Raw genomic sequence first — 25,211 nt, forward strand, 5'->3', positions numbered from 1 at the left:
AGGTTCGGGCACGGGGTCCGGGCCTGACCGCCTGGTGTCGTCTACGCGGCAGGGGAGGTCGCGTAGGCGGATCTGAGGGTTAGGTGCGCTTCTGGGGGTGCTTGGGTGTGGTCGAGGCCTAGGAGGGCTGCGCCTACTACAGGCGGTACGTCGATGACGCGGGCGACTGCCTTGGGGGCGGCTGCGGTGAGGAGGCGGATGACTGTCTCCATGAGCAGCGGGTGGCCTGCGGTGAGGACTCCACCGCCGAGGATGACGTCGGTGGGCTCGTCGAGGATGTCGAGGCGGCGCATGGCTACGACGGCCATGGTGACGATCTCTTCGGCCTGGTGGTAGACGACCTCGCGGGCGATGGTGTCGCCGGCGGCTGCTACCTGGAAGAGGACGGGGCCTGCTTCCAGGCGGCGGTTGTGGGGGATGTCGCCCAGGTGCAGGGCCTCGATCAGGGCCGGGACGGACGGTACGCCGTAGTGGGCCGGGAGGGCTGTCTCCAGGGCCGAGAACGGGCCACGGCCGTCGTCGGAGCGAGCGGCGGCCGCGAAGGCTTCTTCGGCGATCTGCTGGCCGCCTCCCCAGTCGCCGGAGATGCGGCCGACGGCGGGGAAGCGGGCGGTGCGGCCGTTGGGGAGGAGACCGGCGCAGTTGATGCCTGCGCCGCAGACGACGGCTACGCCGCGGGGCTCGTCCACGCCGGACCGCAGCAGGGCGAAGGTGTCGTTGGTGACGTAGACCGACTCGGCCCAGCCGAAGCTCTCGAAGGCTGCGCTCAGCCGCTCCTCCTCGATCGGGAGGTCGGCGTTCGCGAGACAGGCGGAGATCTGCTGGACCAGGGGCCGGTCGCCGAGCGGTAGACCGGCAGCGGCGGCTGCAGCCCGCACCAGGGGCTCCAGACCGGCCACAGCGGCGTCGGCGCCGATGACGTGCGGCTCGAAGCCGCCGCCGCGTGCTGTCCCGAGCACGCGGCCGTCGGCCGACACCAGGGCGACGTCGGTCTTGCTGTTGCCGGCGTCGAAGGCCAGTACGCCGCCCGGCACCGCGGCTCCGCCTAGCGTGCCCACGGCAGGTGCTCCTTGTTGTGGGCGAGCAGCTTGTCCGTGAGCTGCTCGGCGATCGTGATCTGCCCGACCAGCGGGTGTGCCAGCAGGGCCTCGAACACTCGCTCGCGGCCGCCCTTGATGGCCGCCTGCAACGCCAGGTCCTCGTACGCCGTCACGTTGGCGACCAGACCGGCGTACAGGGGCTCCAGCGGGGAGACGGCCACCGGCATGGCGCCGTCCGCACCGACGGTGGCCGGTACCTCGATGACTGCGTCGTCGGCGAGGAACGGGAACGTGCCGTCGTTCAGCGTGTTCACCACCTGGATGTCACCGGTGTCGTTGAGCAGTGAGGACGCCAGGTCCACGGCAGCCTCGGAGTAGTACGCACCGCCGCGCTTCTCGAGCAGTGCGGGCTTCTCGTCGAGCTGTGGGTCGGCGTACATCTCCAGCAACTGGGTCTCCAACGCAGCCACCTCCGCGGCGCGCGACGGCTTGGTCAGCAGCTCCTGAACCACCTCGTCGTGCTGGTAGAAGTAGCGCAGGTAGTACGACGGTACGACACCCAGCTGCAGCAGCAACCCGGCCGGAAGGTGCAGGTCGTCGGCCAGCTCGCCCACGTGGCTCTCGAGCAGCTTCGGCAGCATGTCCTCGCCGTCGACGCGGACCGCCCGCTCCCAGGTGAGGTGGTTCAGTCCGACGTGGTCGAGCTGCACCTGCCCCGGAGTGACCCCCAGCAGCTTGGCGAAGCGCCGCTGGAACCCGATCGCCACGTTGCACAGTCCGACCGCCTTGTGGCCGTGCGACAGCAGCGCCCGGGTCACGATGCCGACCGGATTCGTGAAGTCGATGATCCACGCGTTCGGGTTGGTACGCCGTACCCGCTCGGCAATGTCCAGTACGACGGGAACCGTCCGCAGCGCCTTCGCGAGGCCGCCGGCGCCGGTCGTCTCCTGACCGACACAACCGCACTCCAGCGGCCACGTCTCGTCCTGCTGGCGCGCGGCCTGCCCGCCGACCCGCAGCTGCAGCAGTACGGCGTCCGCGCCCTCGATGCCTTCGTCGAGGTTCGACGTGGTCGTGACGCGCCCCGGATGCCCTTGTTTGGCGAAGATCCGTTGCGCCAGCCCGCCGACCAGCTCGAGCCGGTCGGCCGCCGGGTCGACCAGGACGAGCTCGGAGACCGGCAGCGTGTCACGCAGCCGGGCGAAGCCGTCGACGAGTTCGGGAGTGTAGGTGGATCCGCCGCCTACGACTGTGAGTTTCAACCTTTGACCCCTGTGAGTGTGACGCCTTCGATGAAGGCTTTCTGCGCGAAGAAGAACAAGATGATCACCGGGGCCATCACCAGCAAGGTGGCGGCCATGGTGAGGTTCCAGTTGGTGTGGTGGGCGCCCTTGAAGGACTCCAGGCCGTAGCTGAGTGTCCAGGCGGCCGGGTTCTCACTGGCGTAGATCTGCGGGCCGAAGTAGTCGTTCCAGCAGTAGAAGAACTGGAACAGCGCGACCGCCGCGATGGCCGGCTTGGCCATCGGCAGGATGACCCGGACCAGCGCCCGGAAGTCACCGCAGCCGTCGACCTTGGCCGCGTCCACGTACTCCTTCGGGATGGTCAGCAGGAACTGGCGGAGCAGGAAGATCGAGAACGCGTCCGTGAACGCCAGCGGGATGATCAACGGCCACAGGGTCCCGGACAGGTGCAGCTGCTTGGCCCAGAACAGGTACATCGGCACGATCACCACCTGGGGCGGCAGCATCATCGTGGAGATCACCAGCATCATCGCGAAGTTGCGGCCGCGGAACTTGAACCTGGCCAGGGCGTACGCGACCGGGATGCTCGAGACCAACGTCAGCACCGTGCCCAGAACGGCGTACATGAGGGTGTTCTTCCACCAGGTCAGGAACCCTGGCGTCTCCCACACGGTCTTCAGGTTCTCCCAGTGCCAGCTGTCCGGCCACAGGTTCCGGGTCAGTGCCTGCTGGTCGCTCATCAACGCGGTCAGCGCGACGAACACGAACGGCAGGACGAAGAACAACGCGGCCGCGATCGCCAACGCGTGCACGGCGACCCAGTTCAGAAATCTGGTCCGGCGTGCCTCGCGTCCCGCCGCGCTCAGGCTGGGGGTGGAGGACGCGGCCTCCACGGTCAATGTGCTCACTCAGCAGCCCCTCATTCGTCCGTGGCCAGGAAGCCACTGCCACGGCGCATCAAGATCGCCGTGAAGATCATGGCCAGTACGAACAGCACCAGTGCGATCACCGAGGCGCCGCCGGTGTCGAACCGCTGGAAGCCCAGGTTGTAGACCAGCTGCGGCAGGGTCAGCGTCGACTTGTCCGGGTAGCCGGGCTCGAACTGTTGCCCAGAGCCACCAATCACGCCACTCGCGACTTTTCCGGCGATCAACGGCTGGGTGTAGTACTGCATCGTCTGGATCACGCCGGTGATGACCGCGAACAGCACGATCGGCTGGATGTTCGGCAGCGTGACGTGGACGAACCGCTTCCACGCCCCGGCACCGTCCAGCGACGCGGCCTCGTACTGCTCCAGCGGTACGTCGAGCAGCGAGGCCATGAAGATGACCATCAGATCCCCGATACCCCAGATCGCGAGCAGCGTCAGCGCCGGCTTCGACCACGCCGGGTCGTTGAACCAGCCCGGCTGCGGCAGCCCGAGCTTGCCGAGGATGTTGTTCACCGGCCCGGTACCGGGGTTGAGCAGGAACGCGAACGCCATCGTCGCGGCCACCGGCGGTGCCAGGTAGGGCAGGTAGAACAGCGTCCGGAAGATCCCGGCGCCGGTCTTCACCTTGGTGATCAGCAGGCCGATGCCGAGCCCGAACACGACCCGGAGGGTGACCATGACGATCACCAGCCAGAGCGTGTTCCGCAGCGCCGGCCAGAAGAACGGGTAGTCGGTGAAGACGTAGGTCCAGTTCTTCAGGCCGGTCCACACCGGCGGCGTGAACCCGTCGTACTTCATGAAGCTGAAGTAGACGGTCGAGAACAGCGGGTACAGGAAGAAGACGCTGACCCCGATCAGCCACGGGGACAGGAAGGCCAGGTTGCGCAAGCGTTCCTTGCGCCGCTTCTGGCGGAGTCCTACCGAGATGGTCGCCATCACTTGGCCTGCGCGATGTCCTTGTCGATCTGGGCGTCGGTCTTGGCGAGACCAGCGGCCAGATCGGTCTGCTTACCCGCTTCGTAGGCGTAGCCGAAGTCCTGCAGCGTGAGCTGGTAGGCGCCACCGTTCGGGCTGGCCGGGGTGGTGCTGCTCTTCGGGTGCTGCGCGATCTCCAGGAAGACCTTGAAGTTCTCGTCGGCCTTCAGGTTCGGCGACTTCAGCGCGTCCAGCGTGGACGGCACGTTGTGGATCGCGTTCGCGAAGTTCACCACGGCGTCGGTGTCGGTGGTCATGAACTTGACCAGCTCCCAGGCCGCGTTCTGCTTCTGGCTGGTGTTCGCGATCCCGATGATGGTGCCGGACAGGTAGCCCTTGCCGTAGCTGTCGGCCTGGTCGTCGGGGACCGGGAACGGCGCGACGCCGATGTCGAACTTGACCCCGGCCTCCTTGGCCATCCCGAGCCGCCACTCGCCGTCGATCGACATCGCGACCTGGCCGGTGTGGAACGGGTTCTTGGAGCCGAACTCGTCACCGAAGGTGGCGCGGTACTTCTCCAGCTTGGCGAAGCCGCCGAGCTCCTTGACCAGCCCGGACTGCCAGGTCAGCATCTTGCCGAACGCCGGGTCGGCGGCCAGGTTCGACTTGCCGTCGGTGCTGAAATACGTCGGGTTCCACTGTGCGGCGAAGTGCGTGGTGGTCGACTCGAAGCCGTGGAAGTTCGGCATGAAGCCGAGCTGGGCGAACGAGTCGCCCTTGGCCTTGGTCAGCTTCTTCGCGTCGGCGTTGAACTCCGACAGCGTCTTCGGCGGCGCGGTGATGCCGGCGGCCTTGAACGCGTCCTTGTTGTAGTACAGGCCGTACGCGTCGTTCAGCAGCGGCAGCGTGCAGCGCTTGCCCTGGAACTGGGTGTAGTCCTGCAGCGGCTTCGGGAAGGTCTTGTCCAGGTCGACCCCGGACTTGTCCAGGAACGGCTTCAGGTCCGCGAACACGTTCGAGGCGCAGAACGTCCCGACGTTGTCGGTGGTGAACGACGACACCACGTCGGGCGAGTTCGGGCCGCCCGCGCGCAGGGCCTGCTTGATCTTGTCGTCGTTGATGTTGCCGACGGCTTTCACGTGGATGTTCGGATGCTTCGCCTCGAACGCCTTGATGTTGGCGTCGATCGCAGCCACTTCGCTGGGGGCGCTCCAGCCGTGCCAGAACGTGATGGTCACGTCCTTGGTGGCGTCGTCGTTGGCCTTCGGGGCTTCCGACGTACCGGTGCAGGCGGTGGCGAGCAGGGCCACCGCAGCGGTGCCGACAAGGGCACGAGACAGGCGTTGCATCCGTTTGACTCCTAGGAAATGGGTGGAGAACTAGCGGTGTCGAAGATTTCGTCGCGGGTGGCACTCAGCGCGGACTGCAGTGCCCCCGACAGCACGGGATCGAGGTGGATCGCGGTCATCAGCAACCGCGGTCTTGGGACGGCGAGATCGGCCAGCTCGTCCTGGACCAGACCGCGCAGGCGTTCGCCGCCGGCGGTGATCACGCCCCCCGCGAGCACGATCAGCTCGGGGTCGACGACGGACACGATGGCGGCCAGACCGACGGCGAGTCGGTGGGCGAATTCGGACAGGACTGCGTCGCCGGCCCCTGGGGTCGCCAGGGCGGCCGAGATCGCGGATTCCGGCGTACGGGCCTTGATGCCGTGCGCACGGGCCAGGGCCAGGACGGGTTCGCCACCGGCCAGCTCCTGGAAACCACCGGCGTTGTTCCGGCCGACGTTGCGGACCAGCGGCGTACCGGGCAGGGGGAGGAAGGCGACCTCGCCGGCGCCGCCGGTCGCGCCGCGGTGCAGGCGGCCGTTGACCACGATCGCCGCACCGATGCCTTCCTCGCCCCAGAGCAGGACGAAGTTCTCGCTGTCCTGGGCGTGCCCGACCTGGCGCTCGGCGACCGCGGCGAGGTTGACGTCGTTCTCGACCTCGAGCGGTACGGCGATCGCCGCGGCCAGCTCCTCGAGCAGGTGCGGGGCGTGCCAGCCGGGCAGGTGGGTCGCGTAGCGCAGCCGGCCGGTCGTCGGGTCGAAACCACCCGGGGTACCGATCGAGACCCGGTGCAGGTTCGCGCGGTTCAGGCCGGCCTCACCGGCGGCACCCTCGATCGCCTTGATCACCCGCTCGACCGTGCCCTTGGCGCTGCGGCCCGGCGTGGGCAGCTCGAACTGGCCGACCACCTTGCCGGTCAGGTCGGCGATCGCCGAGCGGATCCGGGTCGGGGTGACGTCGAGCCCGGCGACGTACGCGGCGTCGCCGTTGATCTCGTACAGCTGGGCGTTCGGTCCGGGGCGGCCGGCGGTGGTCCCGCTGGCGCGCACCAGGTTGGCCGCCTCCAGCCGCGCGAGCAGCTGGGAAGCGGTCGGCTTGGACAGGCCGGTCAGGTGGCCGAGCGTCGTCCGGGACAGCGGCCCTTGGGAGAGCAGCAGGTCCAGGGCGGACCGGTCGTTCATCGCGCGGAGCAGGCGAGGAGTTCCAGGTGTTGTTGCCATGGGATAACCCTGCCTCCCTCCGCCGGTCTCGTGGTGTCGGCTCGCTGCGTGGGATGCAACCGAGTCAACTGTTAGGAAAGTTTCCTATTATCGCGAGACCGTACGGTGATCGGCTTCCGCTGTCAATCGTTGACCGCATCGACTGATCAGTTAGGGTGACCTAACTATGCGGAGTGGGGAATTGTTGAGGCGCGCGGTCCGGCGGCATCGCGGCCGGATGGTCGCCGGGGTGCTGTTCATGTCGCTGCACCAGGCGAGCGAGGCAGCGGTGCCGGTGGCGATCGGCATCTTCGTTGATCGCGCGGTGTCGAGTGGAGACATTCAGCCGCTGCTGTGGTGCGTGCTGATGATGGTCGTGCTGTTCGCGGTGCTGTCGAACGCCTGGAAGATCGGCGCGCGGCAAGTGGTGCGGGCGATCGAGTACGAGACCCATCTGCTGCGGCTGGAGATCGCTCAGCGGGTTCTGGACCCACGGGGACAGCGGACCGGGCTGCGGGCGGGTGAGCTGCTGTCGATCGCGACCTCCGATGCGGAGAAGGCCGCAGTGGTCATGCGGGCGGTCGCCATCGGGTTCGCAACCTCTACCGCACTGATCGTGTCCTCGGTGTCACTGCTGGTGGTCGACGTACCGCTCGGGTTGGGCGTGCTGATCGGCGTACCGCTGCTGGTGCTGGGGATCCAGGCCTTGTCGCCGCTGCTGACCCGGCGGACGTCGAGCCAGCAGGAGGCGGTCGCCCAGACGACCGCACTGGCCACGGACCTGGTTGGTGGTCTGCGGACGCTGCGGGGGATTGGTGCGCAGCACAACGCGGCTGAGCGGTACCGACGGTCCAGCCAGGCCACCCTGCGTGCGACGCTGCGCGCAGCCTCGACGAACGGCCTGCAGGACGGCGTGACGACCGCACTGAGTGGGCTGCTGCTCGCAGCGGTCGCCGGCGTCGCGGGGTGGTTCGCACTGAACGGGCGGATCACCATCGGTGAGCTGATCACGGTGGTCGGTCTGGCGCAGTTCGTGGCGGAGCCGGTCGGAGGACTCGGTTGGGCCAGTCAGATCTACGCCATGGCGAAGGCGTCCGCCGCCCGCCTGGCGGGTGTGCTGTCGGCCGAGCCTCTTGTTGTCAGCGGTACTCGTACAGCGTTGGACCCCACCAAACCGCTGCTGGAGCTGAACGGCGTCTCCTACAAGACCTTGTCGGCAACAGATCTGACCCTCAAGACCGGTGAGTCCGTAGGCGTGCTGTGTTACGACCCGCGCGACGCGGACGCCCTGCTGGCAGTGGTGACCGGACGAGCCCCTGACCTCACCGGGACGGTGCGCATCGGCGGTACGGCGATCGATGAGCTCGACATCGACGTGGTGCGAGGGACTGTGCTGCTGGAACAGCACGACACGGACCTGTTCGAGGGGACGCTACGCAGCAACCTGCTGGTGGACTCACCTTCGCTGGACCGAGTGATGACAGCGGCTGGTGCTGCTGACCTGATTGACGAGCTGGACCGCCCTCTGGCTGACCAAGGACAGGCATTGTCTGGTGGGCAGCGTCAACGGCTCGGTCTGGCCCGCGCACTGCTCGCAGAGCCGCCGGTGCTGGTGTTGCACGATCCGGGTACGGCGGTGGACGCGGTGACCGAGGAATTACTGGCGGAAGGGTTGGCCGACGTACGGGCTGGTCTGACGACACTTGTGCTCACCAGTAGCCCGGCACTGCTCGGCAAGATGGACCGCGTGGTCGTCGTGGCCGACGGTGTGATTGTCGCCGAGGGATTGCACGCCGAGCTGGCTGCGGCCGACGCGGCCTATCAAGAGGCGGTACTGCGATGAACCTGCTGCCTGTTGCCGGACCGCGCGCGACGTGGGCCGTGCTGTGGAGTGAGATCCGTCGGCTGCCTGGGCTGTCGCTGATCGCTGCTGTGGTGATCACTGGTGGCAGTGCGGCCGGACTGGTCGCGCCGTGGGCCCTTGGTGTGCTGGTGGATGACATCTCCGCGGGTGATCGCTCGGCGATCCTCAAGGTGGTGCTGCTGATCGGTTGCGCGGCCCTGGTGTCCGGGCTGCTGACTGCATTCGGAGTGACGCTGGTAGCGCGCGTTGGCGAGACCGTGCTCGCGCGGATCCGGGAGAAGGTGCTGGACCGCGCACTGCAGCTGCCGGCACCGGTGCTGGACAAAGTGCGGATGGGCGACCTGCTCTCGCGTGTCGGGGACGACGTGAGCGCGGTGGCCTCGGCGCTGACCGAGGTGGGTCCGGCGATGCTCGGTGCGTCGCTGACGATCGTGCTGACCGCGGCTGGTCTGTTCGCTCTGGACTGGCGGCTCGGTCTGGCCGGTCTGCTCGCGTTGCCGATGTATGTGATCGCGCTGCGGTGGTACCTGCCGCGGTCCGCGCCGTACTACCGCGAGGAGCGGATCGCCATGGGCGACCGGTCCGAAGCGATCATCGCGTCGCTGCGCGGCAGTGGGACCGTCCGTGCGTACAAGCTCGAAGACCGGCAACTGGAGACGATCGGCGCGACGTCGGCCCGGGCGCGTGATCTCGCCGTCCAGGTCTTCAAGCTGTTCAGCTTCTTCTCCTCGCGGATCAACCACGCCGAGTTCACCGGGCTGACCGCGATTCTGGTCGCCGGATTCTTCCTGGTTCGCGCGGATGCCGTGACCATCGGTGCGGTCACCGCGGCTGCGTTGTACTTCCACCGGCTGTTCAACCCGGTCAACGTGTTGCTGATGCAGTTCGATCAGATCCAGACCGCAGGAGCCGGTATGGCGCGACTGGCCGGCGTACTGGAGCTTGAGCCGATCCCGGAGCCGTCTGAGGGTCCTGGGCCGCGGGACGCCTCGCTGGAGCTGGTTGGCATTGAGCACGCGTACGACGACGGCCCGCGGGTGGTGTCGGACGTGTCGCTACGGCTGGAGCCAGGCGAGCGCGTTGCTCTCGTGGGTGCGAGTGGTGCGGGTAAGACCACGCTGGCCGCTATCGCGGCCGGAGTGTTCGCACCGACCAGTGGGGTGGTCAAGCTCGGCGGTGTGGACGTCCAGGCGCTGGGTGAGGATCGCACGCGTGCACAGGTCGCTCTGCTCAGCCAGGAGGTGCACGTCTTCTCCGGAACGCTGGTGGAGGATGTGCGGCTTGCGCGGGGTGATGCTCCCGAGGCGGATGTTGAGGCTGCGCTCCAGCGGGTTGGTGCGCTGGCGTGGGTTCGTGCGTTGCCAGACGGGCTGGAAACCGTTGTGGGCGAGAGCGGTCACCAGCTGACCGGTGCGCAGGCACAGCAGCTCGCGTTTGCTCGTCTGGTGCTCGCGGACCCGCCAATCGCCGTACTGGATGAGGCGACGGCTGAGGCCGGCAGTGCGGGCGCACGCGAGTTGGAGCGAGCCAGTGTGGCTGCGACCGAGGGGCGTACGACGCTGATCGTGGCGCACCGGTTGACGCAGGCTGAGCAGGCCGACCGGATCGTGGTGCTCGACCACGGTCGCGTGGTCGAGACCGGTACGCACAAGTCGTTGCTGGAAGACGGCGGGCGGTATGCCCAGCTGTGGCACAGCTGGGTCGGGATACCTTAAGGCACTAGGCCTGCTCGGCCAGGAGCGCGAACGACACCAGCCAGTGTGTCGACATGAAGTCGCCATCGGTGACTGTCGGGAGGACGGCGTCGATCTGACGGTCGGCGCCGGCCTTCAGTACGTCGGTGACGTCGGGCAGGCTCGGTGCGATCGTGCGGAGCTGCCAGGCGCGTGAGAGCGCAAGCCCGGACAGGTGCGCGAGCTGGCCGTCGCCGGAGTCATCAGTGACCGGAACCTCCAGCAGGTGCTGGTGATTCTCCTTGCCTAGGCCTGGCAGGAACGCGTGCAGCCATTCTGCGAACTCGTTGGTGGGCAGGACGCGGCGCATCAGCTCCGCCTCGGACAGCGCCGGCGACAGGAAGTCAGTGCCGGACGGCTCGAAGCGGGTGTCGTAGTCCATGTCCTTGCCGAACCAGTCGATGGCCCGGGCCTGGATGGCGTCGACGACCTCGCCCCGGCCGAGGTCGTCGTACGCTTCCAGCAGCAGCGACAGGGCGAACGCGCTGTTCAGGTGGGCGCCGTGCCGGACCGGGTAGGCCTGGCGCGGCAGCCAGTCGAGCACGAGGTCAGCGATCACATCGCCCAACGGCTTGGTCGCCTCGGCCCACTGGGTGTTGCGGGTGGCGGCGACCAGCATCGCCGCCCACGCCCAGCCGTACGGACGCTCGTACGACGGGCGCTCCTTGAGGTACGCCGCCTCTGCTGCGATCGCTGCTGTGGTCAGCCGCTGGTCCAGTAGCTGTACCGCTCTGTCCTGGTCCGGTGCCAGGCTGAGGAGGCGGACGAGTGACCACTGCATGTGCGCGCTGGAGTGCCAGTCGTAGGAGCCGTGGAACGCCGGGTGCAGCTTCTGCGGCGTGACGTCGACATCCTCCGGATCACGTGAGGCGTGCGCGGCGCCGTACGGGTAGGGCGTCTCGAGCACCTCACAGGCGATCGCGGACCAGGCAGCGGCGTACTTCATGAGGGTTGTCTCCTTTGCTTGCGTCCGAAGGACTGCAGTACGTGGTCGGCGTGTTTTCGGACGCTAGAAGGCGAAGAAGTACATGATGGCGATGTTGCAACCCAGCAAGGGGATCGCGGTCGGGATCTGGGCCTTGATCGGGCCGTACTGATCCTTCATCTCGAGCAGCGCCGCTGGAACCAGGTTGAAGTTCGCGGCCATCGGCGTACAGAGCGTGCCGCAGAAGCCGGCCAGCATGCCGATCGCGAACACGACCGCCGGCGTACCGTCGAACTGCTGCACCAGCAGCGGCCAGCCGACCGCGGCCGTCATCACCGGGAACGCTGCGAACGCGTTGCCCATGATGATCGTGAAGACCGCCATACCGATGCAGTACAAGGCGACTGCGGCGATCAGCGAGCCCTTGGGAACCAGGTGGTCAGTGACCCGGCCGACTGCCTTGCCGACACCGGAGGCGTTGAACAGTAGGCCCAGCGTGGCCAGCATCTGCGGCAGGATGGCCGCCCAGCCGATGTGCTCGAGTAGTCGGCGCCCCTCATGCAGCGGTACGGCGGGGGAGGGTGGCCGGAGCAGTGCGACCGCAACCGCCAGTGCCAGCAGGGATGCGACGCCCAGACCGATGATCGTGGCAGAGCCGGACTGCAGCAGCAGTGTGCCGTCGCCGAGCTTCACCTTGGCCAGCCACGCTCCGAAGAGCGCAGCCACGACTGGGATGACCAGTGCGGGCAGGAACAGCTTGTTGCCGAACCTGTCGGCGAACGTCGCTCGCTCGGCCGGCGTCGTCGTACGTTCCTCGCCCTTGCCAGGGAAACCGGAGCCGGCCAGCACGGCCAGACCGATCACCGCGATGCCCAGGATCCAGGAGGGGGCGGTCTTGTTTACCACGAAGGTGCCGTAGCCGAACGAGAGCCCGAGGATGCCCCAGAAAGCCGCACTGCCGAGCCGCTTGGGGTTGGTGCGGTCGTTGAGGACCTGCAGCGCGATCAGCACGAAGAAGAGCCCGCAGAGCCAGTAGAACCACTCGACCTTGATCACTTCGCCGCCTCCTTGGCCTCGGCCCGGACTTCGCGCGCCAGGTTGTCCAGCTGACGATCGAGATAGAGCAGCCGGGCGCCGTGGATCAGGAGCGCGCAGATACCGGTCGGGATGGCCCAGACGGCGATGTCGATCGCCTCCAGGTGCAGCCCGTACGTCGTGTCGACGAATCCGGTGATCAGCAGGATCGAGCCGATCGCGACGAAGATGTCCTCGCCGAAGAACAGCCCGACCGTGTCCGCGCTGGCGGCGAAGCCCTTGATCTTCTCCTGGAGCTTGTCCGGCAGCTTGCCGTAGCGGCGTTCGGCGGCACCGGCCGCCATCGGGTGGATCAGCGGCCGCACTGCCTGCGCGGGGCCGCCGATGCTGGTCAGGCCGAGCGCCGCCGTCCCCTGCCGGATCAGCAGGTAGAGGGCGAGCAACCGGCCGGTGGTGACGACCGCGAGCTTGCCGATCAGCTTGCGGGCCTGATGCTGCAGCCCGTAGCGCTCGATCAGCCCGATCACGGGCAGTGTGACGATGAAGACGGTGACGGACCGGCTACCGGCGAACCCGTCGCCGAAGGCGTTCAGGATCTTGACCGGTGACATGCCGCCGATCAGACCGGCCACGATGCCGGCAGCGGTGACGACCAGCATCGAGTTCAGCTTGAGCGCGAAACCGACGACGACCACCGCGATGGCGAGCAGAACCCACATGGTTCCTCCCAGGGACGGACCCGCTGGATGCGATTCCCGTCACCATAGGAGATTGTTGAACGATCCTGCAATAGATCATTCGAACAAGTTACCTTGTCAGGTTTTCCAGAGGTGCCGTCGGTACGACGCCGTCGGCCTTGGCGGCGAGCACCTGGTCGACCGTGACGAGGGCGTCGGCCTGGAGCTTCGTCACCGCCAGGTACTCCGTGTCCCGGAGGTTGTCCCAGTCGTGCTCCTGGGCGATCTTCCAGGCGGTCCAGCGCGACATCCGGTCGCCGAGGACGCGGATCTTCAGCTCGGTCATCCGGGTGTGCAGCTGCCGGGCCTCAGGCTCGGTACGGCGGCCGGCCCGGACGTCGCGCAGGAGCGTGGTGAGCGCCTCCGAGCGGATCGAGCTCGGCGCGACGAGCTGGTGGTCCGGATTGACCGCCAGCTGGGAGTCGACCAGGTGGAGCAGGGTCGGTGCATCGATGGTGAATCGAGTCATGCACCTCAGCGTCTCAGAAGATCGCGACCGGATTCACCGGAATCCCCGTCAGGCCGTGGATGCGGGGTGGGGCGGCGACGAAGAGGAAGGTGTAGCGGCCGAGCTCGGCGCAGAGGGCGGCCAGTTCGTCGGCGTCGATCCCGTCCACGAGCGGCATTCCCAGCCGCGGCAGGGCGACGCCGTGCATGGCCGAAGGACGACCGGGCTGCTCGGGTGGGTACTTGTCGCCGAGATCACCGGCGTACACGGAGACTCCGCGCTCGTGCATCCAGCGCGCGGCGTCGAGGCTCATCCCAGGCATCGGATTGCCGCGGTACCGGGTCGTGACCCAGTCGAAGCGGACGACGAGCGCGTCGCCGGACTCGACCCGGACGCCGTGCCGCTGCTCGGCCGCCTCGAGGTCCGCGGCGGTGATCGCCCGGTCGGCGGCGACCGGTCCGTCGATGCCGAGGTCGAGCAGCACGCCCGGGGTGACGATGCCGGCCGCGAAGGCCGCGGTCGAACCCTTCCGGACGCCGAACGCGGTGACGGCCTCGTTCGCCGGGCGGCCGGGGTACACCATGCCGTCCTGCGGGATGTGGGACAGCGCATCCAGGTGGGTGGACAGGGTGTGGTGATTGGTCACCAGCATCGAATCCGCGTACGCGATCGCCGGACTGCCCGTGAACGCCATGATCTGCTGGACCGGCGACTCCTCGGCCGTGCGCGGCGGAAACGGACCACCGGCGATCGGCGCGGGCTGGATCGGTACGGCGAGCGAGACCGAGCGGCCGAGTCGAACCTCGCGGGCGGCGCGCTCGCGCACCTCGTCGGTGATCAGGTTCAGCGTGCCCAGCTCGTCGTCGTCGCCCCAGCGACCCCAGTTCGTCGGCAAGTCCATGGTGCGAACCCTAGGCTTCGATCCTCCAGGCCTTCTCTACGGCAGCCGCCAGTCGATCGGCTCGGCGCCCTGCTCGACGAGGAGTGCGTTGACGCGGCTGAACGGCTTGGAGCCGAAGAAGCCCCGGTCCGCCGACATCGGGCTCGGGTGCGCGCTCTCGACGTACGGGACCTTGCCGAGCATCGGCTTGAGCGTCTGCGCGTCGCGTCCCCAGAGGATCGCAACGAGCGGTCCGCCGCGGTTCACGAGCGCGTGGATCGCCTGCTCGGTGACCGACTCCCAGCCCTTGCCACGGTGCGATCCGGACTTGCCGGGCTCCACGGTGAGCACTCTGTTGAGCATCAGCACGCCCTGCTCGGCCCACGGCGTCAGGTCACCGTTGGAAGGAGCCGGTACACCGACGTCCGCCATCAGCTCGCGGTAGATGTTCTGGAGGCTCCGCGGGATCGGCCGGACGTCCGGAGCGACCGAAAAGCTCAACCCCACCGGATGACCCGGCGTCGGGTACGGGTCCTGGCCGACCACCAGCACCTTCACCTGCTCCAGCGGACTCTTGAACGCGCGCAACACGTTCTCCCCGGCCGGCAGATAAGGCCGCCCCGCGGCGATCTCACCCCGGAGGAATTCCCCCATCCGGCTGACCGTCGCCTCGACCGGCGCCAACGCTTCCGCCCAGTCGGGCGCCACCAAATCCGTCAACGTCTTCGGGCTCACCCGCCCCAGCATGTCAGCCCCCGATCCCTTCCGGCCAATCGCCCGCACCCGTGATGTCGCTCACCGTTCGCGTGTCGGCCAGCCAACGGTGTCGGCGAACGCGATACAAAAGACGCGGCCTCGCAAGGTATGAGCTTGCGAGGCCTTTGCACGCCCACTTTGTGCACGGGCCGACCGTTTGGGCGGTGCTGGAGTGGTTGATGGGTGCTCGAGGTCGTGGGGTGGGCGCTCCTTGTGCACGGTTCGACCATCGGCGGGGTGCTGCGGTGGTTGGTAGGTGCTCAAGGTGGGGTGGGTGGGGAACCTTGTGCACGGGTCCACCAGTTGGGCGGCGCTGGGGTGGTTGAGGGGTGCTCGAGGTGGGGGTGGTGATGGGCGCCACTGACAGGGGGTGGTGGGGGCCGGATGATGGCGCGCATGTGGCGTGAGTTGATGAAGTCGAAGGTTCATCGGGCGACGGTGACGCAGGCGGATCTGCACTATGTGGGGTCGTGCACGCTGGATGTGGCGTTGATGGAGGCGGCGGATCTGGTGGCCGGCGAGAAGGTGGACATCGTCGACGTCACCAACGGGGCGCGGCTGTCGACGTACCTGATCGCGGGGCCGCGGGGGTCCGGGGTGGTCGGGATCAACGGGGCGGCGGCGCATCTGATCCACCCGGGGGACGTGGTGATCCTGATCGCGTACGGAATGTTCGACTCCGCGGAGGCGCGGAGCTTCGTGCCGAGCGTAGTCTTCGTGGACGAGCAGAACGCGATCACGCGCATCGGCTCGGATCCCGCGGAAGCGCTGCCGGACAGCGGTCTGACCCGCGGTGACGAACTGCACACCCGGGGCTGACACCGAGCCCCTGCGCCGAAACGAGGACAGGTCGACGATGACCGAGAACAGCACCGCGCCGAAGACTGCGTCACACGATTCCGTGCCGAGCGAGAAGCTGGCCGCGTTCATGAACTCGGGGTGGGCCGACTCCGAGCGACAGGATGTGACGCTGAGCGATGTCGGCGGCTGGGCGGCGAAGCGGCGGGACGCGTTGTCGCAGGCGTTCCCTGGCGAGCGGCTGGTGATTCCGGCCGGGACGTACAAGGTGCGGTCCAACGACACCGACTACGTGTTCCGGCCGCACACCGACTACGTCTGGTTGGCCGGTGACCAGACGTCGGACGCCGTCCTGGTGCTCGAGCCGAACGGGACGAGCGGCCACGACTCGGTCCTGTACTTCCGGCCGCGCTCAGACCGCAGCCAGGGCTCGGAGTTCTGGCGCGACCGCACGTACGGCGAGCTGTGGGCCGGACGCCGTCCGTCGCTGGCCGAGACCGCGAGTGAGTTCGGCATCGAGACCCGGCATCTCGACCAGCTCGACGATGCGCTCAAGAACGACGTACCGACCCGGGTACGGCGTGCGGAGGACCACTCGATCGCATCCCTGCTGACCGGTGCCCGGACCGACGAGGAGCGGGACCGCGAGCTGGCCACGACGCTGTCCGAGCTGCGGTTGGTGAAGGACCCGTGGGAGATCGAGCAGCTGCGCGAGGCGGTCGCGATCACCCACCGCGGCTTCTCCGACGTCTTCGCCGAGATGGACCGCGTCCGCGAGTACGGCGAGCGCTGGATCGAGGGCACCTTCTGGCGCCGCGCCCGCGCCGAGGGCAACGACGTCGGCTACACCTCGATCGCCGCGGCCGGACCGCACGCGACCACACTGCACTGGATCGAGAACGACGGCCCGGTCGTCGACGGCACGCTGATGCTGCTCGACATGGGCGTCGAGAACCGGCAGCTCTACACCGCCGACATCACCCGGACCCTGCCGGTGAACGGCGAGTTCACACCGCGCCAGCGCGACCTCTACCAGCTCGTCCTGGACGCGCAGAACGCCGGCATCGCCGCCCTCAAGCCGGGTGTGCCCTTCCAGTCCGGTCACAACGCCGCGATGGAGGTCATCGTGCACGGGCTGGACGCGATGGAGCTGCTGCCGGTCTCGGTCGAGGAAGCGCTCGACCCGGACAGCAAGCTGCACCAGCGCTACACCCTGCACGGCACCAGCCACATGCTCGGTCTCGACGTGCACGACTGCGCCTCGGCCCGTGAAGAGACCTACCGCAAGGGCGACCTGGAGACCGGCTACGTCCTGACCGTCGAGCCCGGCCTCTACTTCCAGGCCGACGATCTGACCGTCCCGGAGGACCTGCGCGGGATCGGCATCCGGATCGAGGACGACATCCTGATCACCGAGACCGGCGCCGAGAACCTCTCCGACGCCATGCCCCGCACCATCGAAGGCCTCCAGAACTGGATGTCCTCCTAACCGCCATTTGCCTGGCTAGGCAGTCCCGTTGGGGGTTAAGCACTCTGAACCACGGTGCTTAACCCCTAATTTCGGTGGCCAGCCAGCGAAATTGGGACGCGGGGGAGGGTTACCAGGGGAGGGGGCCGTGGCGGTCTTGGTAGGTGCCGGTGGGGCCGTCGGGGGCGATCGTTGCCATCTTCACGATGATCTCGGTGCCCTCTTCGACGGTTTGGTGACCGCGGCCGCCGTTCAGATCGGTGGCGGTGTAGCCGGGTTCGACGACGTTGATCCGGAGCTTGGGCAGGGCCTTGGCGTACTGCACGGTGAGCATGATGACGGCTGCCTTCGAGGAGGCGTAGTCCAGCAACGTCAGGTTGGACTCCATCCGGGCCGGGTCGGTGACGATCGTGGTGGAGCCCAGCGAGCTGCCGATGTTCACGATCACCGGCGCATCCGATGCCTCGAGCAACGGCAGGAACGCCTGGGTGACCCGGACGAGGCCGAAGACGTTCACGTCGTACACCGTTTGCAACCGCTCGGCGGTGAGTTCGGCCGGCGATGGCATCCCGCCCTGGATGCCGGCGTTGTTCACCAGTACGTCGAGGTGTCCCTCGACCTCCTGGATGGTGTTGGCGGCGGCGTCGACCGAGGATTGGTCGGTGACGTCGAGCTGGATGAAGGTGCCGCCGACCTCCGCGGCCGCGGCCTGACCGCGTTCGGGGTCGCGGGAGCCGACGTACACGATGTGGCCGAGGGCAACTAGTTGGCGGGCGGTTTCATATCCGAGGCCCTTGTTGGCCCCGGTGATCAGCGTGATGGTCATGCGACCACCATCATCCCGGAACCGAACTCCATCCAGACAACGCCAGTACCAGGCTGAGCCGGGACGCGTCCTCGGAGCCGGGCTCGGCGGTCAGCACAGTGACATACAGCTCGCTGTCGGGGGCGGTGAGGATGTCGCTGTCGACCGCGATGGTGCCGAGCTCGTCGTGCTCGATGATCTTGCGGACCGTCCGGTGCCGCGGTACATCGCCGCTGTCCCAGGATCGCGCGAACCCGTCGAACCGCTCGCGCAGCTCCTGGCACATCGCAGCCAGCTCGTGCTCACCTGGATAGCGATCGACAGTACGGCGGAGGTCGCAGACGAGGTCGTGCTCGAACTCGGCCACCGTGTCCGGCGGAAGGGTCATCCCGCTCAGCAGTCCGGTGAAGTGTCGCCACGCGAAGTTCCGCTCCCGACCGCTCGGCGCTGCGGCCGGATCGCCGAGAAGCGCCGCCCACAAGGGATTCCAGTACACCGTTTCCCAGGAGGACGTGCAGACCGCGATCGGCACGGAATCCCCCAGCCGGTCGACCAGCCGCCGCACCCCGGGCGTGATGTGCCGCGGCATCAACCCGCTGTCCGGCGCCGAGAGCCCCGCCAACCAATACAGATGATCGAGCTCGAACGGCGACAACTCCAGCGCGCGGCCCAGTGCCGACACCACTTGTGGTGACGGGTGCGTTGTCCGCCCTTGCTCCAGCCGTACGACGTACTCCGGCGAGACGCCGGCCAACGTGGCGAGCTCCTCCCGGCGCAGACCGGGCGTCCGCCGCCGGACGGTTCCGGGCAGCCCGACCTCTTCGGGCCGAACCCGCTCGCGCCAGGCGCGCAAGTTCCGCCCGAGAGGTCCGGGATCGGCTGTCACCAGATCCGCACCCGATCTTCGGGAGCCAGCCACAGTGTGTCGCCCTCGGCGGTACCGAAGGTGTCGTGGAAGGCGTCGATGTTCCGCACGACCGCGTTGCAGCGGAACTCCGGCGGCGAGTGCGGGTCGATTGTCAGCCGGCGGGCGGCCTCCTCGGGGCGGGTCTTGGTGGCCCAGGCGTGCGCCCAGGCGCCGAAGAACCGCTCCGCGGCGGACTTGCCGTCGATCACCGGCGGCTCGGCACCGTCGAGCGAGAGCTGGTAGGCGGCGTAGGCGATGGACAGACCACCGAGGTCGCCGATGTTCTCGCCGAGGGTGAGCTTGCCGTTGACGTTCTGGTCCGGCACCTCGGTCGGCGAGAGGGCGTCGTACTGCGCGACGAGCTTGTCGGTGCGCTGCTCGAACGCGGACCGGTCCTCGTCGGTCCACCAGTCGTTCAGGTTGCCGGCGGAGTCGTAGCGAGAGCCCTGGTCGTCGAAGCCGTGGCCGATCTCGTGCCCGATCACGGCGCCGATCGCGCCGTAGTTGGTGGCGTCGTCGGCGTCCAGGTCGAAGAACGGCGGCTGCAGGATCCCGGCCGGGAAGACGATCTCGTTCTGCCGGGGGTTGTAGTAGGCGTTCACCGTCTGCGGCGTCATCCGCCACTCGTCGCGGTCCACCGGCGTCCCGAGCTTGGCCAGCTCGCGAGCGGTCTCCACCGCGACCGACCGGCGCAGGTTGCCGAACAGGTCGGCCGGGTCGATCTCGAGCGCGCTGTAGTCCTTCCACTTGTCCGGGTAGCCGATCTTCGGCACGAACGTGCCCAGCTTCTCGAGCGCGCGGCGACGGGTCTCCGGACCCATCCAGTCCAGCGCCTCGATCCGCTGCCGGTAGGCCTCGACCAGGTTGGCGACGAGCTCGACCATCCGGGACTTGGCGGTCGGCGGGAAGTGCTCGGTGACGTAGAGCTGCCCGAGCGCTTCGCCGAGGGCCGACTCGACCGTCCCGAGGCCGCGCTTCCAGCGGTCCCGCAGCTCCGGTGCTCCGGTCAGCTCCTTGCCGTAGAAGGCGAAGTTCTCGTCGACGAAGGCCTTGCTGAGAACGGGCGCGGCCGAGTGCACGATCTGCCAGCCCAGCCACTCCTTCCACTGCGCAAGGTCGATCTCCTGCAGCGCCGCGGCCGCCGCGGTCAGGAAGTCCGGCTCGCGCACGACGACGTGCTCGAAGGCGCTCTCCGGCACCCCGGCGCCGACCAGCCAGCCGGACCAGTCGAGGCCGGACGTGAGCTTCTCCAGCCCGGCCCGGTCGAGCTTGTTGTACGTCTGGGTGACATCGCGGTCCTTCACCCGGTCCCAGTGGTGCGCGGCCAGCCGCGTCTCCAGCTCCAGGATCCGCTCAGCGGCCCCGGCCGGGTCCGGCCGTCCGGCCAGCTCGAGCATCCGGGTCACGTGCGCGACGAACGCCGTCCGCTTCTCCGCGAAGCTGTCCTCGCGGTAGTACGACTCGTCAGGCAGGCTCAGGCCGCCCTGCATCAGATAGACGACGTACTGGTCGGACTGCTTCGCGTCGGAGTCGACCCAGACCCGGAAGACGCCCGCGACACCCTCGAGCTCGAGCTTGCCCAGGACGGCGACCAGCTCGGCGGCGTCGGTGACCTCGTCGACCAGCGCTAGCTGTCCGGCGATCGGCTCCGCGCCCAGCCGCTCGATGGTCTCCTCGTCCATGAAGCTGGTGAACAGGTCGGCGATCTTGCGCGGCTCACTGCCCGCGGGGTGATCGGCGGCGACGGTCTTCTCCACGATCGCGCGGACATCCTGCTCGGCGGTGTCCCAGAGCGCGTGGAAGGCGCCGTAGATGGCCTTGTCGGCCGGGATCTCGTGGTCGGCCAGCCAGCGGTCGTTGACGTAGCGGTAGAGGTCGTCCTGCGGCCGGGCCGGACCCGAGCTCTCGATGTCTGCTGTCATCCCTGCCCCAAAGTTCTCGTGTCGAGTTGCTGACAGTGAACATACCCGTTTGCCTGAGCCCGTTCTGAACTTTCCACAGGCCGGATCCGTTGATCAGTTGAGACCCCTGGACCAGGAGGACCCCGCCATGTCACACCTCGTCCGCCGGCTGGCTTTACTCGCCGGCGTACCCGCTCTGCTGTTCGGTCTGGTCAGTGCCCCGGCCGCGACGGCGACGCCCCACACCCCCAGCTTCCCCGACCGGATCGAGCTGCCGGCCGGATTCCAGCCCGAGGGCATCGCGATCGCCCGCGGTACGGCGTACTTCGGCTCCCGCGCGGATGGCGACATCTACGCCGCCGACCTGCGCACCGGCATCGGCAAGGTGATCAGCCAAGGTCCGGGCACCGGATCCCTCGGGATGAAGGTCGACAACCAGGGCCGCCTCTTCGTGGCCGGTGCGGCCGGTGGCGACGGCCGGGTCATCGACACCCGGACCGGTCGCGTGCTCGCGAGCTACAAGTTCACCACCGCGACGCCGACGTTCGTGAACGACGTCATCCTGAGCAAGGACGCAGCGTGGTTCACCGACTCGACCCAGCCGGTCTTCTACAAGGTGCCGCTCGGCCGGAACGGCAAGCTGCCTACCAAGGCCGAGACCATCGCGCTGACCGGCGACTACCAGCACCTGCCCGGCAACAACGCCAACGGCATCTCGCTGACGCCGGACGGCCGGGCGCTGATCATGGTGCAGTCCTCGACCGGCTTCCTGCTCCGCGTCGACCCGCGGACCGGTGTGGCCGCGAAGGTCGATCTGGGCGGCGCACTGATGACGAACGGTGACGGCCTGCTGCTGAGCGGCCGGACCCTGTACGTCGTTCAGAACCGGCTCAACAAGATCGCGGTGGTCGGTCTGAATGCGGCCGGGACGAAGGGGACCGTGCAGCGCGAGATCACCAGCACCGACTTCGACGTACCGACCACGGCCGCGGCCTTCGGGGACCGGCTCTATCTGCCGAACGCCCGGTTCACCACTCCGCCGACCGCGACCACGCCGTACTGGGTGACCGCGGTGCCGACGAGCGTGAAGCACTCCGCCGACGACGGTGAGTGCGACCAGATCAGGTTCTTGAAGTAGTGCTCAGGAGATCGTCCGGAGGTCGCCGCGGGCGGCGGCCTTCAGACGGCTTCCGCAGGACAGCCGGACGGAGTAGCCGGCCGGGATCGACAACGGCTCACCGGTCTGCGGGTTGCGGCCGGTCCGCGGTGCGCGCATCACGCGCTCGATGCTCAGCAGGCCGGTGAGGGAGACCTTGTCGCCCTTGTGCACGGCCTCGGTGACCACGTCACCGAGCGCGTCGAGGACCCGCTCGGCCTGGTTCCGCGGGATACCCGCCTTCTGCGCCAACCCGGCGACCAACTCGTTGCGGTTCACGGCTCTCCTCACACGACTCGACTGACTGACGGTTCGTCCGGAACCTTAACCGAAATGATTGTCGTTAGCGAGAAGCTATCCGCATTCCGGTCAAAAGCAGCCTGTCGAGCGTGCTTCAGAGCCCGTCGCGGTCGTGCCAGTGGTGCTGCCAGCGGGCGTCGATGGCGTCGTCGGCCCGCTGGTAGCGGATGTCGGTGGACAGACGCATCCCGTCCGAGACGTTGTCCAGCGCCGCATGGATGGTGTGAGCGGTGTGGATGACCACATCCCCTGCCGTGTAGTCGGTGACGAGCCAGTTGGCGTCGTATTGCTCGGCCAGAGCGGGTAGATCGGCAGTGATCGAGGCAGCGGGCCGCTTCAGAGTGCCGGCGGCCTCCTCCGCGAGCACTCGGTGGTGGCTGCGCTCCAGATAGGTCAGGCCGCCGCGGCTGACCGGGCAGTCGCCCAGCGGGATCCATGCCGACAGCACCTGATCGCTGCCGCCGCGCAGGTAGACCAGGTCGTAGTGCGCCTGGGTGGCGGTGCCGATGCCGTTCTCACCCGGTGCGGTCTGCCGGATGATCTTCCGGCGATGCAGAAACGGCTCCCCGTCCAGGAACCACCCGAACCACCCCTTCAGTAGGGCGCAGAAAGCGGCGTACTCAGGTCCCGGAACGATCTGCTCGAACAACGTGCTCCGGTACGACGCTCGGTCGGTGGCTGCGCTGGTGAGCTCGAAGTAATACCTCCTGAACTCCAGCACGTCCTGCGGATCCAGCAGCCCACGAAGCAGCAGGTAGCCGTCCTCCTGCAGCCGCTGGCGCAGTACCGGCAGGTCGGTCCGCTCCCGATCCAGTACGGCGATCAGCTCGCCGAGGCGTCGTTCGTCCAGCACGTATCCGTTGGATGTCAGCACGTCGACAATTCGACACTCCCAGCCCGTCGGGCGGAATGGACACTGCGGAGTACTTCTTGGACTCTTGTGACATGCCGAACTGGGCTACTTACCTGACACCTGGCCCTGCTGAGCACCAACTTGGACTCTTCTGCCTCGGCGTCGGTGAGCAGGTCAACCAACCCGGACCGGCACCGGAGCGTGCGCTGGGCTGTCACGCACTGGTGTGGATCAAAGAGGGACGAGGCCACCTCCTGCACGGTGCGGACCGTCAGCTGCACGAGGTGCAGGCGCCCGCGATGCTGTGGCTCTACCCGGGCGTTCTGCACGGCTACCGGCCTGCCACGCGCTGGCGACAGCTATGGGTGCTGTTCGGCGGTACGGCGACCGCCGGGCTCACCGCACTCGGGCATCTGGACCAGAGCCGCCCGGTCAGCCAGTACGCCGATGCCAGGCCGGTCGACCGTGCATTCAGCCGACTACTCCGGGTCGCCAGCGCACATAACGCCGTACAGACGGCTGGTGCGTTGTATGACCTGCTCGGGGAGGCCATGCCGGTGTCCAACCAGGGCGTGGCTGAGCGGCTCGCTGCGCTCGCCTGCATGGTGGCGTCCATCCAGGACTACGCAGCGGAGCTGGGGCTCACGGTGAAGGAGCTGCGCGAGTCTGTACGGCGTGAGGCCGGGGTGACGCCTCAGGAGCTCGTGCTGCGGACTCGACTCAGTACGGCGAAGGCTCTGCTCGCTGAAGAGGAGCTGTCGGTCGCTGCGGTGGCCAGGCGGGTCGGGTACGAGGATCCGGCCTACTTCAGCCGGCTGTTCACAGCGCGTACCGGGGAGTCACCGCGCGCGTTCCGGCGGTCTGGTTCGTTTCCAGGGCCGATTTCCTCCTTCTGAAGGAGGCGGCCGCTACTTTCAGACCGCTAGATTCGTTCACTGGAGTGACGTGTGGAGCCGTGCGCACCGATACCGTTCAGGTATGAGTCAACCGCAGCCCATGGACCAGCGCTACGCACGCCGCCCGAAGAAACGGAAGAACTGGTTTCTGCGGACCGTCGGACTGCTCGTCCTGCTGTTCGTGCTGATGCTTGTCGGCGTCCCGCTCTACGCCTGGAGCCGGATCGACAAGGTCGAAGCCATGCCCACCGGCACCAGGCCGGCCGCCACCTCCGGTACGACGTACCTGATGGTCGGTTCGGACGGTCGCGAGGACCTGAGCCGGGCCGAGCGCGCCCGTCTGCACACAGGGAAGGCATCCGGTTCGCGCACGGACTCGATCATGCTCATGCACGTCCCGGAGTCCGGTCCGACCGTGTTGGTCAGCATCCCGCGCGACAGCGTGGTCACCGTGCCGGGCTACGGCAAGCAGAAGGTGAACGCGGCCTTCGCGCTGGGCAAGGGCAATCCGGCCCTGCTGGTCAAGACGCTGGAGACCAAGACCGGCCTGCGCATCGATCACTACGTGGAGATCGGCTTCAGCGGCTTCGCCTCCGTGATCGACAGCGTCGGCGGGATCAACATGTGCTTGCCGAAGGCACTGGATGACCCCAAGGCGCACATCAACCTGAAGGCGGGCTGCCAGGACCTGAACGGTGTGACGGCGCTGGGCTACGTGCGCTCGCGGCATGCGGACGGCAAGAACGACTTCGGCCGGGTCGAGCGGCAGCGGCAGATGGTCGGTGCGGTCGGCAAGAAGGCGACCTCGCCGTCGACGTTCCTCAACCCGGTCCGCTACTTCAACGTGGCGACCAAGGGCGTGGACGCGCTCACCGTCGACAAGGACATGAGCCTGTTCGATTTCATCAAGTTCGCCCAGGGCATGCGTGCGGTCTCCGGTAGCGGTGGCATCACCCTGACCGTGCCGATCGGCGACGACAGCGTGCGGGTCGGTAGCGGGATCGGTGTCGGCTGGGACGAGGCGAAGGCCAAGGCGCTGTTCACCGCAATCAAGTCAGGCAAGACCAGCGGTCTGAAGAGCAGCTGACC

Annotated in this window: 24 protein-coding genes; 7 read left to right on the forward strand and 17 right to left on the reverse strand. The window is 67.7% G+C overall.

The window, feature by feature from the left end; all coding sequences use genetic code 11:
• Positions 1-41: 41 nt before the first annotated feature.
• Genes ACIA49_RS28880 through ACIA49_RS28905 form a run of 6 tightly spaced genes read right to left on the reverse strand, consistent with a single transcriptional unit; the run spans position 42 to position 6,681 of the window.
• The gene (locus ACIA49_RS28880) at positions 42-1,058 is read right to left on the reverse strand and encodes an N-acetylglucosamine kinase (RefSeq protein WP_396380640.1); all 1,017 of its coding nucleotides are present in this window, start codon (positions 1,056-1,058) and stop codon (positions 42-44) included.
• A complete protein-coding gene (locus tag ACIA49_RS28885) occupies positions 1,046-2,302 on the reverse strand; it encodes a 6-phospho-beta-glucosidase (RefSeq protein WP_396380641.1) in 1,257 nt (418 codons plus the stop codon). Before ACIA49_RS28885 ends, ACIA49_RS28880 begins: the two co-directional genes overlap by 13 nt.
• Positions 2,299-3,192: a carbohydrate ABC transporter permease gene (locus tag ACIA49_RS28890; RefSeq protein ID WP_396380642.1), complete on the reverse strand. Its 894-nt coding sequence runs from the start codon at positions 3,190-3,192 to the stop codon at positions 2,299-2,301. The genes ACIA49_RS28885 and ACIA49_RS28890 overlap by 4 nt, the downstream gene beginning before the upstream one ends.
• An 11-nt stretch (positions 3,193-3,203) precedes the next feature.
• The gene (locus tag ACIA49_RS28895; RefSeq protein ID WP_396380644.1) at positions 3,204-4,151 is read right to left on the reverse strand and encodes a carbohydrate ABC transporter permease; all 948 of its coding nucleotides are present in this window, start codon (positions 4,149-4,151) and stop codon (positions 3,204-3,206) included.
• A complete protein-coding gene (locus ACIA49_RS28900) occupies positions 4,151-5,479 on the reverse strand; it encodes an ABC transporter substrate-binding protein (protein WP_396380646.1) in 1,329 nt (442 codons plus the stop codon). The genes ACIA49_RS28895 and ACIA49_RS28900 overlap by 1 nt, the downstream gene beginning before the upstream one ends.
• An 11-nt stretch (positions 5,480-5,490) precedes the next feature.
• A complete protein-coding gene (locus tag ACIA49_RS28905) occupies positions 5,491-6,681 on the reverse strand; it encodes an ROK family transcriptional regulator (RefSeq protein WP_396380647.1) in 1,191 nt (396 codons plus the stop codon).
• Between the two features lie 166 nt (positions 6,682-6,847).
• On the opposite strand from ACIA49_RS28905, the gene ACIA49_RS28910 reads away from it, so the two are divergent.
• Positions 6,848-8,503 (forward strand): ABC transporter ATP-binding protein, encoded by a 1,656-nt coding sequence (locus tag ACIA49_RS28910; protein WP_396380649.1) that lies wholly within the window; start codon positions 6,848-6,850, stop codon positions 8,501-8,503.
• Positions 8,500-10,239 (forward strand): ABC transporter ATP-binding protein, encoded by a 1,740-nt coding sequence (locus tag ACIA49_RS28915; RefSeq protein ID WP_396380651.1) that lies wholly within the window; start codon positions 8,500-8,502, stop codon positions 10,237-10,239. Before ACIA49_RS28910 ends, ACIA49_RS28915 begins: the two co-directional genes overlap by 4 nt.
• Before the next feature lie 4 nt (positions 10,240-10,243).
• On the opposite strand, the gene ACIA49_RS28920 is transcribed toward ACIA49_RS28915, so the two are convergent.
• The 6 genes from ACIA49_RS28920 to ACIA49_RS28945 all read right to left on the reverse strand — a co-directional run bounded on the left by ACIA49_RS28920 (position 10,244) and on the right by ACIA49_RS28945 (position 15,029).
• The gene (locus ACIA49_RS28920) at positions 10,244-11,203 is read right to left on the reverse strand and encodes a DUF2891 family protein (RefSeq protein WP_396380653.1); all 960 of its coding nucleotides are present in this window, start codon (positions 11,201-11,203) and stop codon (positions 10,244-10,246) included.
• A 63-nt stretch (positions 11,204-11,266) separates the two neighbouring features.
• The gene (locus tag ACIA49_RS28925; protein WP_396380655.1) at positions 11,267-12,238 is read right to left on the reverse strand and encodes a DUF979 domain-containing protein; all 972 of its coding nucleotides are present in this window, start codon (positions 12,236-12,238) and stop codon (positions 11,267-11,269) included.
• The gene (locus tag ACIA49_RS28930) at positions 12,235-12,936 is read right to left on the reverse strand and encodes a DUF969 domain-containing protein (protein ID WP_396380657.1); all 702 of its coding nucleotides are present in this window, start codon (positions 12,934-12,936) and stop codon (positions 12,235-12,237) included. Before ACIA49_RS28930 ends, ACIA49_RS28925 begins: the two co-directional genes overlap by 4 nt.
• 88 nt (positions 12,937-13,024) lie before the next feature.
• Positions 13,025-13,423 (reverse strand): type II toxin-antitoxin system VapC family toxin, encoded by a 399-nt coding sequence (locus ACIA49_RS28935; RefSeq protein WP_396380659.1) that lies wholly within the window; start codon positions 13,421-13,423, stop codon positions 13,025-13,027.
• A gap of 13 nt (positions 13,424-13,436) precedes the next feature.
• Positions 13,437-14,303, reverse strand: coding sequence for a cyclase family protein (locus ACIA49_RS28940; protein ID WP_396380660.1), 867 nt, complete (start codon positions 14,301-14,303; stop codon positions 13,437-13,439).
• 36 nt (positions 14,304-14,339) lie between these two features.
• Positions 14,340-15,029: a uracil-DNA glycosylase gene (locus ACIA49_RS28945; protein WP_396380662.1), complete on the reverse strand. Its 690-nt coding sequence runs from the start codon at positions 15,027-15,029 to the stop codon at positions 14,340-14,342.
• 405 nt (positions 15,030-15,434) lie between these two features.
• On the opposite strand from ACIA49_RS28945, the gene panD reads away from it, so the two are divergent.
• Both panD and ACIA49_RS28955 read left to right on the forward strand, forming a co-directional pair.
• On the forward strand, positions 15,435-15,857 hold the full coding sequence (panD, locus tag ACIA49_RS28950; protein WP_396380664.1) for an aspartate 1-decarboxylase: 423 nt from the start codon (positions 15,435-15,437) through the stop codon (positions 15,855-15,857).
• Between the two features lie 37 nt (positions 15,858-15,894).
• Positions 15,895-17,325, forward strand: a complete 1,431-nt coding sequence (locus ACIA49_RS28955; RefSeq protein ID WP_396380666.1) for an aminopeptidase P family protein — start codon at positions 15,895-15,897, stop codon at positions 17,323-17,325.
• Between the two features lie 109 nt (positions 17,326-17,434).
• On the opposite strand, the gene ACIA49_RS28960 is transcribed toward ACIA49_RS28955, so the two are convergent.
• The 3 genes from ACIA49_RS28960 to ACIA49_RS28970 are packed head-to-tail and all read right to left on the reverse strand — an operon-like array spanning position 17,435 to position 20,938.
• Positions 17,435-18,130 (reverse strand): SDR family NAD(P)-dependent oxidoreductase, encoded by a 696-nt coding sequence (locus tag ACIA49_RS28960; protein ID WP_396380668.1) that lies wholly within the window; start codon positions 18,128-18,130, stop codon positions 17,435-17,437.
• 10 nt (positions 18,131-18,140) lie between these two features.
• On the reverse strand, positions 18,141-18,995 hold the full coding sequence (locus ACIA49_RS28965) for a helix-turn-helix domain-containing protein (RefSeq protein WP_396380669.1): 855 nt from the start codon (positions 18,993-18,995) through the stop codon (positions 18,141-18,143).
• Positions 18,992-20,938, reverse strand: coding sequence for a M13 family metallopeptidase (locus tag ACIA49_RS28970; RefSeq protein WP_396380670.1), 1,947 nt, complete (start codon positions 20,936-20,938; stop codon positions 18,992-18,994). The genes ACIA49_RS28965 and ACIA49_RS28970 overlap by 4 nt, the downstream gene beginning before the upstream one ends.
• Positions 20,939-21,065: 127 nt before the next feature.
• On the opposite strand from ACIA49_RS28970, the gene ACIA49_RS28975 reads away from it, so the two are divergent.
• On the forward strand, positions 21,066-22,055 hold the full coding sequence (locus ACIA49_RS28975; protein WP_396380671.1) for an SMP-30/gluconolactonase/LRE family protein: 990 nt from the start codon (positions 21,066-21,068) through the stop codon (positions 22,053-22,055).
• Positions 22,056-22,058: 3 nt separating this feature from the next.
• Here ACIA49_RS28975 and ACIA49_RS28980 read toward each other — a convergent pair whose 3' ends face one another.
• On the reverse strand, positions 22,059-22,352 hold the full coding sequence (locus ACIA49_RS28980; protein ID WP_132168503.1) for an HU family DNA-binding protein: 294 nt from the start codon (positions 22,350-22,352) through the stop codon (positions 22,059-22,061).
• Positions 22,353-22,467: 115 nt separating this feature from the next.
• Positions 22,468-23,247 carry a phytanoyl-CoA dioxygenase family protein gene (locus tag ACIA49_RS28985; protein WP_396380674.1) on the reverse strand — a complete coding sequence of 260 codons (780 nt, stop codon included), beginning with the start codon at positions 23,245-23,247 and terminating at the stop codon, positions 22,468-22,470.
• A gap of 71 nt (positions 23,248-23,318) precedes the next feature.
• Here ACIA49_RS28985 and ACIA49_RS28990 point away from each other — a divergent pair, with 71 nt between their 5' ends.
• Positions 23,319-24,122 carry a helix-turn-helix domain-containing protein gene (locus tag ACIA49_RS28990; RefSeq protein ID WP_396380675.1) on the forward strand — a complete coding sequence of 268 codons (804 nt, stop codon included), beginning with the start codon at positions 23,319-23,321 and terminating at the stop codon, positions 24,120-24,122.
• A gap of 82 nt (positions 24,123-24,204) precedes the next feature.
• Entirely contained in the window at positions 24,205-25,209 is a 1,005-nt protein-coding gene (locus ACIA49_RS28995) for an LCP family protein (RefSeq protein WP_396380677.1), read from the forward strand.
• Positions 25,210-25,211 lie beyond the last annotated feature (2 nt).

The organism is Kribbella sp. NPDC051587 (assembly GCF_044453945.1).
Classification (GTDB): domain Bacteria; phylum Actinomycetota; class Actinomycetes; order Propionibacteriales; family Kribbellaceae; genus Kribbella.

What these genes read in the sequence shown, in the direction of transcription:
- ACIA49_RS28895 (WP_396380644.1), bottom strand. Translation starts at nt 4,151, where the DNA reads ATGGCGACCATCTCGGTAGGACTCCGCCAGAAGCGGCGCAAGGAACGC.
- ACIA49_RS28900 (WP_396380646.1), bottom strand. Translation starts at nt 5,479, where the DNA reads ATGCAACGCCTGTCTCGTGCCCTTGTCGGCACCGCTGCGGTGGCCCTG.
- ACIA49_RS28905 (WP_396380647.1), bottom strand. Translation starts at nt 6,681, where the DNA reads ATGGCAACAACACCTGGAACTCCTCGCCTGCTCCGCGCGATGAACGAC.
- ACIA49_RS28910 (WP_396380649.1), top strand. Translation starts at nt 6,848, where the DNA reads ATGCGGAGTGGGGAATTGTTGAGGCGCGCGGTCCGGCGGCATCGCGGC.
- ACIA49_RS28915 (WP_396380651.1), top strand. Translation starts at nt 8,500, where the DNA reads ATGAACCTGCTGCCTGTTGCCGGACCGCGCGCGACGTGGGCCGTGCTG.
- ACIA49_RS28920 (WP_396380653.1), bottom strand. Translation starts at nt 11,203, where the DNA reads ATGAAGTACGCCGCTGCCTGGTCCGCGATCGCCTGTGAGGTGCTCGAG.
- ACIA49_RS28930 (WP_396380657.1), bottom strand. Translation starts at nt 12,936, where the DNA reads ATGTGGGTTCTGCTCGCCATCGCGGTGGTCGTCGTCGGTTTCGCGCTC.
- ACIA49_RS28935 (WP_396380659.1), bottom strand. Translation starts at nt 13,423, where the DNA reads ATGACTCGATTCACCATCGATGCACCGACCCTGCTCCACCTGGTCGAC.
- ACIA49_RS28940 (WP_396380660.1), bottom strand. Translation starts at nt 14,303, where the DNA reads ATGGACTTGCCGACGAACTGGGGTCGCTGGGGCGACGACGACGAGCTG.
- ACIA49_RS28945 (WP_396380662.1), bottom strand. Translation starts at nt 15,029, where the DNA reads ATGCTGGGGCGGGTGAGCCCGAAGACGTTGACGGATTTGGTGGCGCCC.
- panD (WP_396380664.1), top strand. Translation starts at nt 15,435, where the DNA reads ATGTGGCGTGAGTTGATGAAGTCGAAGGTTCATCGGGCGACGGTGACG.
- ACIA49_RS28955 (WP_396380666.1), top strand. Translation starts at nt 15,895, where the DNA reads ATGACCGAGAACAGCACCGCGCCGAAGACTGCGTCACACGATTCCGTG.
- ACIA49_RS28960 (WP_396380668.1), bottom strand. Translation starts at nt 18,130, where the DNA reads ATGACCATCACGCTGATCACCGGGGCCAACAAGGGCCTCGGATATGAA.
- ACIA49_RS28970 (WP_396380670.1), bottom strand. Translation starts at nt 20,938, where the DNA reads ATGACAGCAGACATCGAGAGCTCGGGTCCGGCCCGGCCGCAGGACGAC.
- ACIA49_RS28975 (WP_396380671.1), top strand. Translation starts at nt 21,066, where the DNA reads ATGTCACACCTCGTCCGCCGGCTGGCTTTACTCGCCGGCGTACCCGCT.
- ACIA49_RS28990 (WP_396380675.1), top strand. Translation starts at nt 23,319, where the DNA reads ATGCCGAACTGGGCTACTTACCTGACACCTGGCCCTGCTGAGCACCAA.
- ACIA49_RS28995 (WP_396380677.1), top strand. Translation starts at nt 24,205, where the DNA reads ATGAGTCAACCGCAGCCCATGGACCAGCGCTACGCACGCCGCCCGAAG.